This is a genomic window from Nitrospirota bacterium (assembly GCA_026387665.1).
Taxonomy (GTDB): Bacteria; Nitrospirota; Nitrospiria; order Nitrospirales; family Nitrospiraceae; genus Palsa-1315.
In genome coordinates, this window is the sequence record JAPLLG010000007.1 from 20,166 (window position 1) to 37,851 (window position 17,686).

The 17,686-nt window shown below is 56.9% G+C and carries 16 protein-coding genes; all 16 read right to left on the reverse strand.

Translation table 11 applies throughout. The features are described from left to right. Nucleotides 1-16: 16 nt before the first annotated feature. Nucleotides 17-1,570, reverse strand: a complete 1,554-nt coding sequence (locus tag NT179_04275; GenBank protein ID MCX5721232.1) for a hypothetical protein — start codon at nucleotides 1,568-1,570, stop codon at nucleotides 17-19. Further along, nucleotides 1,567-2,760 carry a glycosyltransferase family 4 protein gene (locus NT179_04280; protein ID MCX5721233.1) on the reverse strand — a complete coding sequence of 398 codons (1,194 nt, stop codon included), beginning with the start codon at nucleotides 2,758-2,760 and terminating at the stop codon, nucleotides 1,567-1,569. Before NT179_04280 ends, NT179_04275 begins: the two co-directional genes overlap by 4 nt. Before the next feature lies 1 nt (nucleotide 2,761). Further along, nucleotides 2,762-4,000: a glycosyltransferase family 4 protein gene (locus NT179_04285; GenBank protein ID MCX5721234.1), complete on the reverse strand. Its 1,239-nt coding sequence runs from the start codon at nucleotides 3,998-4,000 to the stop codon at nucleotides 2,762-2,764. Nucleotides 4,001-4,028: 28 nt separating this feature from the next. Then, on the reverse strand, nucleotides 4,029-5,912 hold the full coding sequence (asnB, locus tag NT179_04290) for an asparagine synthase (glutamine-hydrolyzing) (protein ID MCX5721235.1): 1,884 nt from the start codon (nucleotides 5,910-5,912) through the stop codon (nucleotides 4,029-4,031). After that, entirely contained in the window at nucleotides 5,912-6,697 is a 786-nt protein-coding gene (locus NT179_04295; GenBank protein MCX5721236.1) for a class I SAM-dependent methyltransferase, read from the reverse strand. The genes asnB and NT179_04295 overlap by 1 nt, the downstream gene beginning before the upstream one ends. A gap of 109 nt (nucleotides 6,698-6,806) precedes the next feature. Beyond that, on the reverse strand, nucleotides 6,807-7,952 hold the full coding sequence (locus tag NT179_04300) for a glycosyltransferase (protein ID MCX5721237.1): 1,146 nt from the start codon (nucleotides 7,950-7,952) through the stop codon (nucleotides 6,807-6,809). 2 nt (nucleotides 7,953-7,954) lie between these two features. Continuing rightward, nucleotides 7,955-9,217: a radical SAM protein gene (locus NT179_04305; GenBank protein MCX5721238.1), complete on the reverse strand. Its 1,263-nt coding sequence runs from the start codon at nucleotides 9,215-9,217 to the stop codon at nucleotides 7,955-7,957. A 73-nt stretch (nucleotides 9,218-9,290) separates the two neighbouring features. After that, complete coding sequence (locus NT179_04310) at nucleotides 9,291-10,040, reverse strand: class I SAM-dependent methyltransferase (protein MCX5721239.1); 750 nt, start codon at nucleotides 10,038-10,040, stop codon at nucleotides 9,291-9,293. 57 nt (nucleotides 10,041-10,097) lie between these two features. Further along, the gene (locus tag NT179_04315) at nucleotides 10,098-11,045 is read right to left on the reverse strand and encodes a glycosyltransferase (GenBank protein ID MCX5721240.1); all 948 of its coding nucleotides are present in this window, start codon (nucleotides 11,043-11,045) and stop codon (nucleotides 10,098-10,100) included. A gap of 11 nt (nucleotides 11,046-11,056) precedes the next feature. Continuing rightward, nucleotides 11,057-11,809, reverse strand: a complete 753-nt coding sequence (locus NT179_04320; protein ID MCX5721241.1) for a class I SAM-dependent methyltransferase — start codon at nucleotides 11,807-11,809, stop codon at nucleotides 11,057-11,059. After that, nucleotides 11,806-13,044: a glycosyltransferase family 4 protein gene (locus tag NT179_04325; protein MCX5721242.1), complete on the reverse strand. Its 1,239-nt coding sequence runs from the start codon at nucleotides 13,042-13,044 to the stop codon at nucleotides 11,806-11,808. Before NT179_04325 ends, NT179_04320 begins: the two co-directional genes overlap by 4 nt. Before the next feature lie 54 nt (nucleotides 13,045-13,098). Then, nucleotides 13,099-13,950 carry an FkbM family methyltransferase gene (locus NT179_04330; protein ID MCX5721243.1) on the reverse strand — a complete coding sequence of 284 codons (852 nt, stop codon included), beginning with the start codon at nucleotides 13,948-13,950 and terminating at the stop codon, nucleotides 13,099-13,101. After that, nucleotides 13,950-14,822, reverse strand: a complete 873-nt coding sequence (locus tag NT179_04335; protein ID MCX5721244.1) for a CDP-alcohol phosphatidyltransferase family protein — start codon at nucleotides 14,820-14,822, stop codon at nucleotides 13,950-13,952. Before NT179_04335 ends, NT179_04330 begins: the two co-directional genes overlap by 1 nt. 8 nt (nucleotides 14,823-14,830) lie before the next feature. Next, entirely contained in the window at nucleotides 14,831-15,526 is a 696-nt protein-coding gene (locus NT179_04340) for a class I SAM-dependent methyltransferase (GenBank protein MCX5721245.1), read from the reverse strand. A 2-nt stretch (nucleotides 15,527-15,528) separates the two neighbouring features. After that, entirely contained in the window at nucleotides 15,529-16,455 is a 927-nt protein-coding gene (locus tag NT179_04345) for a glycosyltransferase family 2 protein (GenBank protein ID MCX5721246.1), read from the reverse strand. Then, complete coding sequence (locus NT179_04350; protein MCX5721247.1) at nucleotides 16,448-17,638, reverse strand: glycosyltransferase; 1,191 nt, start codon at nucleotides 17,636-17,638, stop codon at nucleotides 16,448-16,450. The genes NT179_04345 and NT179_04350 overlap by 8 nt, the downstream gene beginning before the upstream one ends. Nucleotides 17,639-17,686: the final 48 nt, after the last annotated feature.

Sequence of the window (17,686 nt, forward strand, 5' to 3'; positions counted from 1 at the left end):
TCGCAGTTCCCGGTTATCAGTGCTCAGCCGTCAGCCTGGACGACCCGTTCGACGGCCCCACACTCCCGGTGATCGTCGATGGATGACCTCCATCCGATTCTGCCAGAACAGGCCCGATGAAAACAGGATTACTCAAAATTTCACCCGCTCCCTCAATCACTACCCGGTAAAAATTCCTGGTGTCCGATGACACCATATCGTCCACAAACTGCTGTTCAAACGGGGTGACTCCGGCAACCTTCGAGACGACCTGCCCGGAACGAATGATCGTCACCGAGATCGGATGGGCGCCCTTGTCGGTCGCGGTGACGGAGAGCCGGACGGTCACCTTGCGAGCGTCCGTATGATCAAGGACCTCTCCGGACGAGGCCATGCGCGGCCCCCCATGAAATTCGACGTGGAATGCGTCGAGCCGGAGGTTTTTTCCTGTCGCATAAAAACGGCCATGACGCAGGGCGTCGATCATGCCGTCCGCCGTCCAATCCTCCACCCACAAGACCGTCAGAACCTGATCCAATTCGATCCCGGCAGAGCCAGGCGTATGAAAGGCAATTTCCCCGAACGCAAAGGGAGGCTTGCTCCGTTGACCGATCAGGTACTGCCTCAGCACCTGGTCCCAAATTCCACCAGGTTGCGTAATAGTTCGCGTATCTTGGTAGAGCCCCCCGAAACCTGTATAGCCGGTGGTCTGCACCAGAGCCTCTGGATAGGGATCAGTTTTGACAGTCACGTTTCCCAAGGGGCCAAACGGGTAGACGTGAAAGTCACGCGCTTCTGGCATAGACCACACCACCAGGCCGCCCCGCTCAATGGTGGCATCGATAAAGGCCTGATAGGGCCGATCACCAAGCCGGTCGTCATAGGCGCTGAAGACCGGTTGGCCGAAAGGCCAGGCGCTGACCAGCAGCAGCCCGCCCGTCAGCCCCAGCATTGCAGCAGCAGTGCGACAGCGTCGCGTCATAAGCCAGCCGGCTGGCACGAACAAGACAGCCGGGGCCAGCTCCCACAGGCTGTTCCATCCATAATGATAGGAGGCCTGATTGCCGTTGACCGGCAAGGAAGCATAGTCCTCCGGCTTCGAAAGACCCAACACCAGCAGATTCTTTTGGGAGTTGTGCATGGTCAGGTTGCGATCGACCAGGGACCCGGTCCAAAAATAATGCGGCACGAACTCGACTCCTGGCACCAGCAATACTTTGGGGTGACGAGCCTGCGCCGCAGCCACCTCCGCGAAGTATCGCTCCAGCCCATAGTCGAGCACGGACGGCAGCGCAACGGTATGCCGGATCGATCCGCGCAGAGGGAACAGCCCATACTCATACCGCAGAACAAAATTCTCGGTAAGCACGACTGCGTCGATCCCCAACCGCTCAGCCCGCTCAGCTAGCTCATCCAGACTCAGGGTGCCGGTGCTCACTGTACTATGCGCGTGAAATGCTGCCACCAAGGGACGGAGCTCCGATCCTGTTTCACTCGCACCGCTCGCTGGGTCAGCCCACCCCCAGACAGCCGCCATCACGAGCCATGTGAGCGCCCGCACGTAACAATGTCCTGGACGTGAATCGCTCACGATTTACCCGCCTTGGCTAAAGCCGTTTCGTAGACAGCTCCCACCGCTCGAACCATGGCCTGTGCGCCGAACCGAGACCCGATACTCTCGCTGGCTGCAGCACCCAAAGCCTTGGCCACATCCGGCCGCCGGACCAATTCATCGATCGCCTCAGCCAGCGCAACGACATCGCCAGGCGGCACGAGGCGCCCGGTACGCCGGTCTTCTACGAGCGCGGGGATACCACCAACGTTCGAGGCAATCACCGGTCGTCCCGCCGCCATCGCTTCGACCAGGGCCCGTCCCATCCCCTCATTGCGCGAAGGCAACACGAAGAGATCCATGGCAGCCAGACAGTCCGGCACATCCTGCCGTTCCCCCAGCAAATGCACTGCCTCTCCCACCCCCAACCGTTCCGCCAAGGCCAGATACTCCTCCCGCAGCCTGCCGCTCCCGACAATCACGACGTGGAGCTTGGGATGATGCGGCTTCAACTTGGCCAGGGCCTCGATCAGAAACCGATGTCCCTTGACCTCGGTCAGCCACCCGACCGACCCCACGACAATCGCATCAGGCGGACAGGTCATGCCTTGCGGGCGCCGACCGAACAGACCGGCCATACACCTGAATCGCTCCAGATCGATCCCGCTCGGCACCACTGAGAAACGCTCGGCCCGGCCAACCCCTTCGGCCAGATGCTCATCCCGCTCCGACTCCGTCAACGCAATCAGGTGTGTGGTACCGAGAGCCAACAGTCTCTCAACCTGCAGAAATACCCACGAGGCCCCCCGACCGAAGTGTCCGTAAAAGACATGCCCGTGAGGCGTGTGCACCACCAGGGGGACTCCCGCCATCCATGCAGCCAGCCGGCCCAGGACCCCGGCCTTGGACGTATGAGTATGAACAATGGTCGGCTTCTCCCGACGGAAAATGCTGACGAGGGTCACAAGCGTTGCCAAGTCCTTAATCGGGTGAATTTCGCGCGTCAAGGTCGGAACGAGTAGGCAACGGACTCCAGCCACCTCCAAACGTCGTCGGCTTTGATCGGTGGCCAAATCACCACCTTGGTCGTCCCACTGACCAGTCTGGCCAGCCACCACCAACGATTCAAAGCGGGTTGGCTCATGCCCAATGGCCGTGAGCAACGTGTTCTGCGCCGACCCTCCCCGATCCAATCGCGTGATCACATGAATGACTTTATGAGGAGTCATATCACCAGCCCCGCGATGGCATAGAGGAATGGCCGCAGACGTCCTGCAAGAGCAGATCGAGCTGCTCGTTGTGCCGACTCCAGTTGTAATGTTCCATAACGAGAGTGCGCCCCTTGAGCGACAACCGTTCCCATTCATCTGGTTGGGCACGAAACCGACTGAGGATCACATCGATCGCCAAAGCCAACGAGTCTGGATCGCTGCCCTTCGCGAGCAATCCAGGGCCCAGTCGAGCGAGAACTTCAGGGATCGCTCCGACCGGCGTGCCGAGGACCGGCGTGCCGCAAGCCAGGGCTTCAACCGTCACCAACCCGAAACCTTCCAGTTCATGCGTAGGCATGAGCACCACATCAGCCGCCTGATAATAGTGCGGCAACTCTTCCTCGGCGATGAACCCCAGGAGTTTCACCCGATGAGTCAAATGGAGGTCAGCAATCAGCCGTTCGAGTTCCTGGTGCAAGGGGCCAGATCCTCCGATCAATAGCAGGACATCCGGATGCTCTTTTTCCACCTGCACCATCGCCTGGATCAGCCGATCGAGTCCCATCCGTGCCACAAGATTTCTCACGGCCAGGAGAACGACCTTGTCAGTGGGAATACCAAGACTGCGCCGCACTTCCGCCCGATCTCCAGCTGGACGAAATTTCACAGGATCGGCGCCACCAGGCAGAATATGAATCTTGGACTCGTCGATGCGGTGTGCCGCCATCACACGCTGCTTCATGAATGCACTCAGAACGACCACCTTCGCACAGCGCTGCATCACCACCCGCTCGCACCAGCGGCGCAGCCATGCACCCAATGCGCGCGCGACCCGACCGCACAGGGCAGAATGTTCGCCAGTGCGAGAGAGATATTCTTCATGAGCCAGGGAGTGACAGACGTAGACCCAGCCGCGAGCCAAAGCCCTGCGAATCAGGATGGGCCCCAGGGCCGCCATGGATTGATGCACCAGAACGATATCCTGTCTATCCCGAGCGCATACGCAATCGAACGTCTGGACTGACCGGAGGAACGACGACAGGACAAAGGCACACTGATTCTGACGGAGCACCCCATAGCGATGCTCCGTCACGGCTCCAACCGCAACCTGCAAACGTGGGTCCTCTAGAGGAGCGCGCACGACCAGATCTACTTGATGGCCTCGTTGCTGCAGCCCCAGAGCCTGCTCACGAAGAACCCGCTCGGCTCCCCCGATCACCGTAGCAGCAGAAACTTCTGCCAATATCAGAATGTTCATCGGACTCGCTTCCCTGATGTGTCACCCATCATGAGACGTCACGCCCGAGATGCCACATCTCCAGCACAAGCAAGGCATAGATTTGGTCGGCAAAGTTCCGTCGGCCCGACTCATGTTCCTGGAGCAGCCATTGAACATACTCAGGCTTCACGTAGCCACGCCGCTTAATTGCAGCATCCGACAAGAGATCCCTCACCATTTCACGAAGGTCTTCGCGCAGCCAACGGGCAAGTGGCACACGAAACCCCAGCTTCGCTCCCTTGACGATGGAAGGTGGAAGCACAGGCTGCAGCGCCTTGCGCATGAACCCCTTCAGCCTCCAGCCGGAAAATCTGGTTGAGGTAGGAAGCGAATAGGCAAACGAGAGCAACTCAGGATCACAGAAAGGCACGCGCAGCTCGAGCGAATGGGCCATGCTAAGCCGGTCTCCCATGCGAAGGAGATCGTCCGGCAGGTAGGTCTGCAAGTCCAGGCCCATGGCCCGCTCGGACGGATCATCGGAAGGCCAGTTATCAAAGAGGCGTCGATAGTCCGCCGCCGTATCCGTCGCCCCCCTCAGTCCAGAAAAGTCTTGGGCAAAGGCCGAGGCACCCCACTCTGATGGCACAAACGTGATCCACAGCCAATATTGCTCTGCCAGCGACAGATGCCCGTCCCGCAGAAACCGTTTCACACGGCCAAGCTGATCCCGGCTGCCTGCCCCCTCGGGAATCCTGGGCGCGAGAGAAGTACCGATCCATGCTCGCAGGCACTGAGGCACCTGGGCATAGTGCGATGCAGCGCGAACGCCAAGATAACGAGGGTAGCCGCCGAATAGCTCGTCCCCGCCGATGCCGGACAAAGCGACCGTGACCGAACGTCTAGCCACTTCGGACACGAGATAGGTGGGAATGGCCGAAGAGTCGGCAAAAGGCTCTCCCATCGCTGCGACGATCTTCGGCAGCAAAGTCACCGCATCAGGGCGGAGCCGTTCCTCTGTATGATCGGCACCGAAGTGATCCGCTAACAGCCTGGCCTGATCCAATTCGTTATAGGAACGGTCTGCCTCATCTTCGTACCCGACTGAGAAACTGCGGATTGGTCCATTGGTCACTTGCCGCATCATGGCCAGAATCGATCCTGAATCGAGCCCGCCAGACAGAAACAGCCCGAGCGGCACATCGCTCACCAGATGGGCCTGTACCCGCTCACGTAAAAGTTCGAGGAACCGGTCCTCAGCATCGGCTTGCGACAGCCTAGTCCGAGATCCAGGCACATCAGTGGGATGGAAATACTGTTTTGTTTCGACCCTGCCATTAACGACTTTGAGCAGCTCTCCTGGCTGCAATTGACGAACTCCCTCGAACAGAGTGCCAGGCCCCGGTACATAGAGCAGGGTCAGGTATTGCGCGATAGCCCGTGGGGCCACAGTATGAGGGGGGAGCGATTCCAACAGAGCCGGCAACTCCGAGGCAAAGGCCAGGCCGCCTGGCCAGGTCGCATAATAGAGGGGCTTGATCCCCAAGCGATCACGGACTAACAGCAGCGTCTGTCGTTCACGGTCCCAGAGCGCATAGGCGAACATCCCCTTGAGCCGCCTGACTCCCTCCTCGCCTTCCTGCTCGTAGAGATGAACCAAGACCTCTGTGTCACTATTGGTCGCAAAACGATGACCCTTGCCGATCAGCTCCTCGCGCAGTTCGCGATAATTATAGATCTCTCCGTTGAACACCACCCAGACCGTGCGATCTTCATTGGCGATCGGCTGCTGCCCCCCTTGGGGATCGATCACGCGCAACCGCTGAATCCCCAGCAGGACTCCCGGCTCCCGGTGACTGCCGCTCTCATCAGGCCCCCGGTGCACGATCCGGCGCATCATCCGATCTAGCGTCGCCTCGTCTCCGCTCCCGACGATTCCGCAAATCCCACACATCAGTGCGAGCCCTGCCTTCCTGCTTCGGTCGCCTGCGCACTGGAGTCACTCTTACGAGCCATCACCTCGATGGAAGGCCCCCAGGCTTGTCGCGTCAGTCCCAGCCCTCGCAATAAATAGAATCCTGCCTGGTCGATCCGTTTCAGGATGGTCCTGCCAATGTTCCAACTTTCACCTACTCGCCTATAGGGATCGCTCTGGCTGGGGGGAGCGGTGCGCACGATAATCTCTTCAAACCCGAGCCGCGACAGATGATGTAGCAATGAAGTCCGGCCGAATCCATAGAGGTGGAAGACCGCAAGGCGATCAGTCCGCAGAACCGCAGACAAAGCCAACAGGCCGGCATGAAAGGGTCCGTTCGGGACTCGGAGGTACAGCAGGCCTCCAGGACGAAGTACCCGCCAGGCCTCCTGCAATGTGGCAAAGGGATCCCGAAGATGATCCAGGACATTGATGAAGGTCACGGCATCCGCCGTGGCATCGGCAAGAGAACAAGGAGGAAAAGCTTCGGCCTGCACGTCCAATCCGCGAGCCCGCGCATGGGCGGCTGCCTGATGGGACGGGTCAAAACCGATTCCTTTCCATCCTCGATCACGACAGAGAGCAAGGAGGGTTCCTCCTCCGCAGCCGACATCCACCAACGCCCCAGGACATGGCATCAATTGCTCCAACCAAGCCAAGGCATGCTCATGCACATTGTTACGAGCTGCTCCAACCTGTTCATCGCGATACCACTGCCAATAATCTTCCTCGTAAAACTTGGCCACGTCTTCATCGGACGGCATCTGGGATCGAGACAGAAGCCAACACCGTTGGCAGTGAAAAAATTCTCCTGCACGTCCCAGATGTACGGTGAGAACTGACGCCATCCCGCAGGGACATTGGCGTAGGGAGTCAGTCATGGGTGCAGGAGCACTGTGCGTGATCAACGAGACTTTCGTATAACGATTCCATCTGCCCGACCCATGCTTCAATAGAATACGTCTGCTCCACCAGGCGACGAGCCGCCAACCCGAACGATGCGGCAAGATGAGGATTGGCCAGAACTGTTTCGATGGCCTGGGCCAGCGCGACCGGATCTTTTCGTGGGACCAGCAGGCCCGTCACACCGTCTTGAATGAGTTCCGGCACTCCGTTGACGGCAGTCGCCACAACCGGCTTTCCCATCGCCATGCCTTCAAGCGCTGCGTAGGGCATTCCCTCGGACAGTGACGGAAGAACCAACAGATCCATCGCCGCCAGCACCTCAGGGATATCCTGCCGAACACCTAAAAAGAGGCAGTGCTCGGTCAAGCCAAGATCTACGGCAAGCTTCTGAAGCTCTTCCCGCAACTCCCCGTCCCCCACCACAAGGCAGCGCAGAGCGGGAAACTTCGTCAACAACAAGGGCAGTGCCCTCAACAAATAGACATGGCCCTTTTGGTCCGTGAGCCTTCCGACAATGCCAATGACCGGAACGTCATCGCTGATGGCCAGCGCTTCACGCAGGTGCTGGGTGCGTTGCGTTGGCTGAAACTTCGTAAGGTCTACCCCGTTTGGAATCGTCACAACCCTGTCAGGCCGCAATCCATAACGATTGATCAATTCCTGCCGGTGTGATTCGGCCACGCAGAGTGTGCAATCGGCCAGAGGCGCCGTGAGCTTATCGCATGCCAGGTACAACCATTTCTTGATCCGGCCGATGGGATAGTCATAGAGGGAGTTATGGACGGTCGAGACAATCGCCCCCGTCTCAGCCAACCGCCCGGCAATTCTGCTGTAGACATTCCCCCGCGCTCCATGCGACTGGACGATATCAGGCTGTTGTTCACGCAGGAAATTACGGAGACGAAAAAGAGGTGCCAGGCTCCCCAACGGCTCCATATCTAAAACATGAGCCTCAATCCCCTCGGCACGGAGATTGTCCACCAACGCGCCGGGCTCTGGCGAAGCAACAATCAACCGGAACCGTTCGCGATCCAAATACCTGGCCAGGAGGAGCAGATAGGTCTCGCCGCCAGCCCACCCGCCCGATCCTGCAAGATTAAGCACCGTGATCATGCTCAATTCCTACGTGCAGACTCTTGGCGCGCTGCAGCACCGCCACTGCGTACACCAGACGCCCCGACTCGGTCAGGCATCACGAGTGTGGTCGAGGAGGCAACCGTTTCTTGTAGTGGGAGCACCGGTGCCTCTCCATCCGGCCATACGCTTAACTTGCAACAGCGGCGACAGACCGGAAGCAAGTTGCCATCGAGCAAGGTTTTCCTGAATTCCCGCATCGAACGGCTGTTCCAAATGGCCTCAACCGGCTGATCCAGAACGTTTCCGAACTTCTGGCGGAGAAAGCCGCAGTGGACCACGTTTCCCGATGGATCGAGATACAGATTGGTCAGTTCGCGGCAAAACAGCCTGGTCGTGGCACGAATCGTTCCGTCATACAGCGCCGGCAGGGTCTCGGCTGGAAGTGGCGGCTCAAAGGCTGCGACAAAGCCATGGCGACGCTCAAGAGCTGGAATTGTGGCAAGCGTATCAAGGAGCTGCCGGACGGAGTCAGCTTTCCAATCGCGTTTCTTCACGGTCATCATGATGTCATCCTGCCCATTCCACCCCAACCGACGGCGCGTCGCCTCTACATCGCCAGTTAGACAATACATTTCATGGACAAAACCGATCTCCTTGATACCCAAGGCTGTAACGGTCTTGATAAATTTATGAATTTGCCCAATATTGGACTCCATCATCACGAAGCTGATATAGACCCGCTGGTTAAGCAAGGCACGCCGGACGTTGGCAACGATGGCCTCATAGGTATCCTCCCCTCGAATCGCATCGTGGACAGCCCCGATCCCATCGAGCGAAAACCCGAGACCGGTCAGATGGCGAACCCGGTTCAGGACAGCCCAATCTTCCGGTCCAATCCTGGTCCCATTGGTCGTGATAAATGTCTCAATGCCCTGCGCATCCACAGCTTCCAGCAGCCGCGGGAATCCCTTCCGGAGAAACACTTCACCGCCCAGAAAATACGCGAACCTGATTTCTGGTGGGAGCCGACGCACAACTTGAAGCAGACCATCCGTGCCCAATTCTTTGGCAATCCCACGATCCCGATAATCGTTTTGAAAGCACATGGTGCAGTGAAGGTTACAAGCTAAGGTCGCCTCAATGGTCACGGAAGTCGGGACTGGCACTTCACCTGTCCGCTCCAGCAGCTGGTAATCGACCTGAACCGGAGGAGCAATCGTGTCTCGAACTTTTCGCAAGACCTTGATACTGCCCGTCTTGATCGCCAAATTCTTCAGCCAATAGCGCAATCTTGGATTCATAGCGCCCCCCTCCCAACAACCCGGCTCATATCCGCATCGCACCCCTCAACGAATGCTGCAAGGTATCTCACAATCATTTCCTCCCTGCCACCACCAATCCGTATGGGCCTGAGCGGTTGCCACACAACGGATCCAGCGCACCGACAGCAAACAAGAACGGGAGAAGAAGTCTTTTCAACCTCGGGCACCTGTCCGTAAGCATATCCAACTCCCAGGCTAACTTCCCCCAGAAACCAAATGTGTATTGGGCCTGGAGAATGGTCAGCCCCAGTGACCGGAAAATGGCCGCAAGTTCATCGCACGTATACTGATCTCCGATATGTTCGCCAGACGCCCACCGAATATATTTCTCGAAATAGCGCTTTGGGAAAAGGAATCGATGGATCTTTTCGCATGGCATCGCCACATACAAGATGCCTCCCGGCGCTAAAGCGCGAACCAGGTTAGCCACAACCTTCTGATTACCTGGGATATGTTCCAAACAGTCAATTGAAAAGATAAAGTCGAACGTCTCATGCTCAGCCAGACTCATCAAATCCTGAACCTTGAAGGACACATTCCCTAACCCCTTCTGTCGAGCATCAGCCCGGCCTTGTTCGAGGTCATCCCGAGAAAGATCGTAGCCGGTAAACTGCGCCTGAGGAAACCTGCTTGCGAGAAACAGCGTAAAGAGGCCGGTTCCGCAGCCGGCGTCGAGCACATTCGAAAACGTGATAGTTCGCACAAACTTTTTGAGATAAAGAGTCCGAATGTAGGCGCTGACAAAGGCGGAGGGGAAAAAGCGATAGAACAACTGTCGCCCAATCCTGACGATCGGATTCACAACAATGGCCTATGCATGTCAGATCGTCCTCTCATGTGGTGTATTGTCACCCAGCCCTTAGACTGGCAGCCCGACTTCACGATTGTCAGCCGTCGCATCTTCCGGGAGTGCCCCCCTCACACCTCGCAGACCGTCACAGAGACCTTCCCAAGCCTTGACGACGTTGCGCAAGGTTCTCTCTCGGATCGCGATGCTCACAATTCGCCCTACCGACAGCAAGAAACATAATGCCGTGGTCAAGGCCCGGCAGGGGAAATAGCGATTGTCTTGAATCATTAGGAGCTTATTGCGGAACATGTAGTACAGGCGCTCGGTGCTGCAGGCGGTCGGATACTGCACCTTGTGTTTCGCGACGGCCCGTGGCTCATACATGATACGCCAGCCGCGAACTTTCGCTCGCAGGCAATAGTCGACCTCCCAATGGTTGATAAAGAAATCCGGAGAAAACCCTCCCATATCTTCAAATACCCTTTTGTCAAACAGCCAGCAACATCCGATCACATAATCGCATTCGACCTGTTCACTCGCGTCACGTTCACTGTACTTGGCTGTCCAGCGGCTGACGAAACCGGCTCCATGCGCGGTCTGAAGAGGGTCGCGAAACACGACTGACCTGGCCCCTACGACGACGACCCGTTCCCCTCCCATGGCGTCGACAAGACGAGTGAGGGCATTCGGATCAAGCTCGATATCGGCGTCAAGGCCGAGGATGTAGTGTGCCTGAGGAGACAAGAGCGGCATAACCAGGTTGTAGGGGACATAGCATCCCTCGTTTTTCCCGTTCTGAATAAGTCGCAGCGATGCCCATCCCTCCCCGGCCATCGCTTGAAAGCGCTGTTCAACCATGGGGATGGTCTCATCCTCTGAACCATTGTCCCAGACCACCAACTCCAATTTCTCCTTCGAGTATTGCACCCGTCGCAGCGAGGCCAGACAGGCGGAGAGATCGGCTTGATCGTTATAGGACGGGATGAAGATGGAGACGAATGGTTGAGCAGTCGGCATTAGATGACAGCCTATTTTTTGAACACCACCGCCTGCCCTGTGGACAGGCAGACGATCTTTTCAGGCTTGTCCGAGAAAAACTCATCCATGGCGGCTTTTGCGCCAGGACACGTAATGAACCCATAATCGTCGCATACGATGATTCCTCCCGGGCTGGTCCGCTCGTAGAAAAACGCTACGGCATCGAACGTGGGCTGGAAAAGGTCCACATCCAAATGGATAAAGCAAAACCGCTCGTTGGACACTTCGTGAAGCCGTTCGGGTATCCAGCCCTTGCGATACGTGACGAAATCAAATTCGTGCAAGTTCCGCCGAACGACAGACTCGTCACAAGCCATGCCCCCCTCGGTCCAGTGGCTGCCATCCGCTCTCCCAGGCTTCGAAAGGCCTTCGAAAGAATCGAATATGTGGTGCGTCTTCCGCAATCCAACAATCCGGCGGCACATTAAATAGGAAGAGGCACCCCTCCAGACGCCGCATTCAACCGTGTCGCCCTCAATATCCGTGACCAGTTTCATTAATTGATCAAGCGTGTATTTCCGGTCAAGGGAATGGTAGTTGTCTGTGCCACAAAATTTCTCATAGAAACGGATGAAGTTCTCGTCGTACTCAATGAGCCGGCCAAATTCGCTGAACTTATATCGGGGATACACCTGTCGGGCCAGCGCCTCAGCCAGCACATACCGCGACTTCTCGTCTCGCTTCACAATCACATCGCGGAAGTATCGCCATCCTGCAACCGCTTTGGTCATCAACGTCATCATGCGCCCCCTCCGATATGTGTGCGGCGGACTCGAACCCGCTCCATCACAGCCACAGTCCCTTCGACCATTCGCTTCACGGTAAACTCTCGCCCCACTGTTTCGCGCGCTTCCACAGACAGGCGCGCAGCCAACTCTTTGTCTGTCAGTAGCCTTATGATAGCTCGACACAAATCATTGGAGTCGCCAGGGGTAACCAGAAGCCCATTGACGCCATGCTTGACGACCGAAGGAATTCCTCCTATGCGAGACGCAATAACCGCCTTTTGACAGGCCATGGATTCCACCAGCGAGAAGGGCAAGCCTTCCTGTCTCAGCGTCGGAAGCACGTAGAGGTCTGCCGCGTTCAAGTAGTCCGCAGTCCGTTCGTGCGGGACATGTCCGGCAAACATAACATGGCTGTGCAGTCCCATGACTTCAACAAGGCGTTTCGCCTCAGCCAGATAATCCCCTGTTCCAGCCACCAGGACTTTCATCTGACCATGCTGCGCCAGGACCGCGGGCAAACAGTTCAGTAACAGATGCAATCCCTTTTGCTTGGTGACGTGGCTCAGGAAAATGATCAACCGCTCATCTGACGAGACGCCGTATTGCTTCCTGACGGCCTCGCGTGCATTCCGGTCCGGCGCAAAGACTGTGATATCCACCCCGTTGTACACCGTATACACCTTGTCGCTAGGCACGCCGCACCATCGAGGAAGGGATCGGGCGACCTCGTCGCTGACGGCAATGAGCGCATCGCACGCCCAAGCTCCAAGCAACTCCCACCCGACGTAATAGTAGAGGAACGACAGCAATCGCCTTCCCAGCAGTCCATACCCTTTGTTGAGGCTGAGCACTTGCCGGATTTCAGACAAGAACACCCAGCCGGCAAGCCCCTCGATGATGATCACGACCGGTACGCCATGATGCCGGGCAAACTTCATGAGCGCGCGCGGGGCGATGGCATGTTGGCAGCACAGCACATCGAACGCCTTGCTCTCGTGCAAGGCCTTGAAAATCCTGCCGCACTCGACTGCCCAATTTCCTTTCTGTGAAGCAAACGTCGTGTCTTTCAGATAATGAATCGCGACGCCGTCTTGCAGGTCGCTGCTCATCCCAGACGGATGCCGAGACGTCAGCACCGTCACGTCATGTCCACGAGCAGCCAATTCCTTGGCCAGGACTCTCCCGTGAATTTCCATGCCCCCGGCGACCCCGTGCCAATAGGTAACCACCGACAGCAAACAGATCCTCATCGAATCTGCTCCAATCGCATAAGAGCCCGCCCATCCTGCTCATGCAGGACCAGCTTACTTACGGTAGGCATAAATGAGCATCCCGTGAAACCGCCCTCGCTCGAATGGTGGGAGTGTCAGCGCGCTGATCTCGTATCCGAAGCCGTTCTGCTCCAGCGTAGTCAGCACCCCGGCTAGCCTGTCTTGGTCCGGTCGCTCATGATGATGATATTCGAACACCATCTCTTTCACTAACTTCAATTTATTGTGGCGTGAAAGCTCTGCGATGGCGCACTCCTCGGCTCCCTCAATATCCATCTTGAGGAAATCAATCTCGCCGCTCAAATGCTCCGATAACGGAGTCGTCTCGACCCGTGCCATTGCTTTCAGTCCCCTGCCGGGCTCAGTGGTCATCGCCAGCGATCCCGGCAAGTCCGGATCAGAATAAAAGTCAACGGTCCCGGTGGTATCCGAGACCGCACGATTGAATAAGGTGACATGCTGCAGCCCATTATGGGACACATTTTCCTTTAGCAGCTCAAAGGTCTTCTGGTCGGCCTCAAACCCAATAATCACGCAGTCTGGATAGGCCCGTTTAAAATACAATATGGACATACCGATGTTGCTTCCGCAGTCAAAGATGATCGGGCGATCAGTTGCGGCCGTAAAATCATATTGTTTCCAAATGAATATTTCCTCGAACAAAAACAGAAACAGTTCATAGTTGAAAAACTGCACGGTAAACCCAAAGAGTTGTTCCCTGTGCAGCGACCGCTTGAAGAGCTTGACTCCGATCAGGAACGTGAGCTGCAGCCTGGCATAGGTTAGGAGCATCACAAGGCGACGCCCGGCCGGCTCATTTCTCACAATAAGCCCTACGTTTCGTGTTACGCGCCAGACCGCATAGAACAATCCATACACAGACATCAGGGCTCGCTCCTCCCCAGTGCAGTCCCGGGAGAAGGTCCCGTGGAGTGCAGGGCCTTCACTTCGCAGCCCCGCTTGGCATACACCACAAGCAACGACACATTGTACGTTGCGTAATACGTCAAATAAGCTGAGAGAAGGAGGTCAACCGTGGCGGTCATGTATGCGACCAGCAGAAGGGCATAATGCGTTTCTCGAACTCGCAGGTTGGTCATGACGGCCCGGGTCCATACGGCTGCGGACCGTCTATTGAGAGGCGCATCCGATGGCTGACTATCCACGGCACTCACAGAAGTACTCATCGCCGTTTCCGTTTCCCGGATCCTGTCCCAGGCGGGACGCAACAGCTCGTCAAAGCACATCTCCAGATAGCCCATCCATATCGATAGAAAGCAGGTGGCCCCACCTACTGCCAACCAGAAGATCGGCCCATAGCCAAAGGGCTGCGGCCGACAGAGCAGCTGCGGGTGCTGAAAGGCCATGATGCCGACGATGCCCCAAAAGGCCAGATCAATGACTCCACCACAGACAGAGTCCAAGAACCGGCCATAGGGATTCCGCGTTTTCATGGATCGGGCGATATCGCCATCTACACAATCAAGCAGGTTGAAAAGGAAAAGCACCCCGATCCCGACAGGTACGGCTTCTTGTGATCCACTCACGAGCAATGAGCAACCGGCCAAGCCCACCGCTCCGGATAGCCACGATACTCCCTCAGAGGTTGCGCCCATACGGATCGCCACCCACGTGAGCAGAAAGCCGATTGGGCGAAACAAATAGCCATTGAAAAACAGATAGCGTTCGTACTCCCTTCTGACCTGGTTACTTCCGTGCGCCTCACGAATTTCTCGAAGTGCCGGCAGGTGTTGCATGTGCTGTTTCATCCCTTGATCGCTGAAGCCGTGATTCCGCCGCAGAACCATTCGCCGAACCGGTGGGAGCCCAAGACCTTTACCAACAGTCTCCGCTTCCAGGAACGGACAAACTGTTTCTCATTGACGACGAACTGCCAATGGGCAAATCCCGCCTCGCCAAGCAACTGAGCCAGATCGGTTCGAGTGAAGTAATGGAGATGGCCTCCGCCCCAAACGAAGGTGTCGGTCGTCGTATGGGGGAATCGTCCCTCCAGAACAAGCTTCAAAATGTTTCTGAAGTAGCGAACATTGGGGGTTGTGATCACCAGTTGCCCGTGAGGTCGCAACACTCTGCGCAGTTCTTTCAACAAGCGAAGAGGATCGACCACATGCTCGATGACCTCCAGGCACGTCACACAATCGAAGGAGCTGTCCCGGTAGGGAAGCACCCCGGCATTAAGATCTACGCACGCGACCGCCATCCCCCGCTGCCTTGCGTGGCGCAAGGCATGGACAGACAGATCACAGCCACAGACCCGTTGAAAGCTGGCACGAGCTAGGTCGGCTACCGAGCCTGCCCCGCATCCAACATCCAGCAACCCACCCCCAGTGCCCAGCACAGCCTCAACCGACTCGAGAATCTCGTTCGGTCCGGCACTGCAGCTCGCACCCCTTCCATGCTGCGGGTCTGCCCAGTACTGCTCATAAAGGTCTTTAAACACGGTCATCCTTGCGGCCACAGCCACTGGGGCCCTCGATCTGTTCGTCCGGCATGGTAATCCATGATCGCGGCGGCATACGCCCGAGCCTTTTTTGCTCGATCCGGCTGCCTGGACTTCACCACCAGCCAGACGATATCGCGCAGGACCCTCCACTGCAACGCAAACATGGCATGCGGCGCGTGGAGTTGCGCAAAAAGCAAATGGCTTCGTATTTTATGGTAGGCCTTCAGCGCCGACTCAGTCCCGCCGGTCGATGAGGAGACCTTGTGCCATATATGTGCGGACGGCACGACTACTGTTCGCAAGCCAGACCTATGGAGGCGCAGCCCCCAGTCTGTATCTTCCCAATAAAGAAAGAATCTCTCGTCCAGCAAACCAGCTTTCTCGAAAGCCTGCCGCTTAATCAATAAACAGCATCCTGTGAGCCAATCCGATTCAATCAACTCTGGCTGCCCCTCTTCATCCAACTCGCCGGACCGCGGCGCATGCACCTGGCAAAGTCGAGCGTCAAAACGCCCTCCAGCAAACCATATTCTTTTCGAATCATCAAAATAATAAATGGTAGGTCCTAGTGCACCAATTGATTCGTCTTGCTCCCCTACCTGCACCAAGACGTTCAAGAACTCAGGTGCCACCTCGGTATCGTCATTTAGCAACAAGACATAATCCGCTTCTCGATCTAGGGCCGCCCGGACGCCAAGATTGTTGCCGCCTGAAAATCCAAGATTGACCGGGCTGCGAATCACGATCGGTGTCCGACCGGCACAATCTCTAAGCACCTCAAGATCGAGCGCCACGCTGGACCCATTTTCGACGATGACAATCTCATAATTCTTGTACTGAATCGCTCGGCAAGATCGGAGACAGGCCAACAAAGCCGCCTGACTATCAAGGTGCAGGATAATGATGCACACCCGTGGGTCAGACATGGGAGCCGACCTGAGAACCAAAGTACTCCTTGCACAGATCCTCATAGACGGAAATGAACCGCCTGGCTACTTGTGGCCAATCGTAGGCTTCCTGCGCAACGGCCCGATCCAGCGCTGGCGGCAGTCCCTTGTCGAGAATCCCCTCGATCGCTATTTTCCATTCGTCGTACCGGTCAACGGGAACCAGTTTGCCGACCCCATATCGGCGCATCCGTTCTGACGTTTCACCAACAGGCGTGGAGAGAACAGCCAATCCGCAGGCCATGGCCTTCATCACGGACACCGACGCGCCTTCCCCCGTGGAAACCGACAGATAGACATCTGAAGCCCAGTACAAATCTCTGAGCGCTGCTCCTGCCACGTACGGATGGAGAATCGCTTTCCCCTCGGCAGCCATCGAGCGGCTCAAGGCCTCCAGCCGCTCGGTACTCGCCCGATCTCCGTGTCCCGCGATCAGTAGTACAAAATCGTGTGGCTTCGGCAAACGACTGAACACCTCCAACAACCGGTCGAATTGCTTCAATGAAACGAAGTTGCCGGTGGCCAAAAATACCATGCTCGACGAACGAACCCCCAGAGTCTGCCTCGCCGCCTGCTTTCGCTCGATCGACGGCACAGGAACCCAGAAATCGAAATCGCACCCCATCGTCAACAGTTCTGTCCGCCCGCGGAAAACCTTTTGGGTCTCGCGCCTGGCAAATTCAGACTGAGCGGATATGACGTCAACATTCCGAAGCTGTCGCACGAGCTTTTGCTGTTCCAGAAGGAGGCAGGCATAGGTCAGAGGCCTGTGCAAGCCTCGCATTTCACTCATCGGCACAATCGACATCCCATGGCCGATGATAAAAATTGGACACCGCTTCTTACCTCCACAGCGCACAATCATCTCGCCATAAAAAGGAATGCGGAAACCGTGCAGGTGAAGGATCATGGGAAGAGCACTCGCCTCGGCAAGGCGGGCCAGCATCGCTTCGGAATAGATGCCGGCCTGAGACCTGATTCCCAGTCGATAGTCCTGCTTCTTGGCGGGAAAGAGCCGATGCGTGACACCCGTTTCTAATGTCCTGGAATAGACCTCATCCGCGCGGAGGTCAGGCTGCCACACTTCCCATTCATAGGCATCGCTGCATTTCAGCACTGCCTCCCCAAGCAGATCCGGCCACTCACGCGGCCAAAAGCCCACCCAGGTTCCGTCAGGTTTCTCCCAAGCTATATCGGGACGCACATCCGG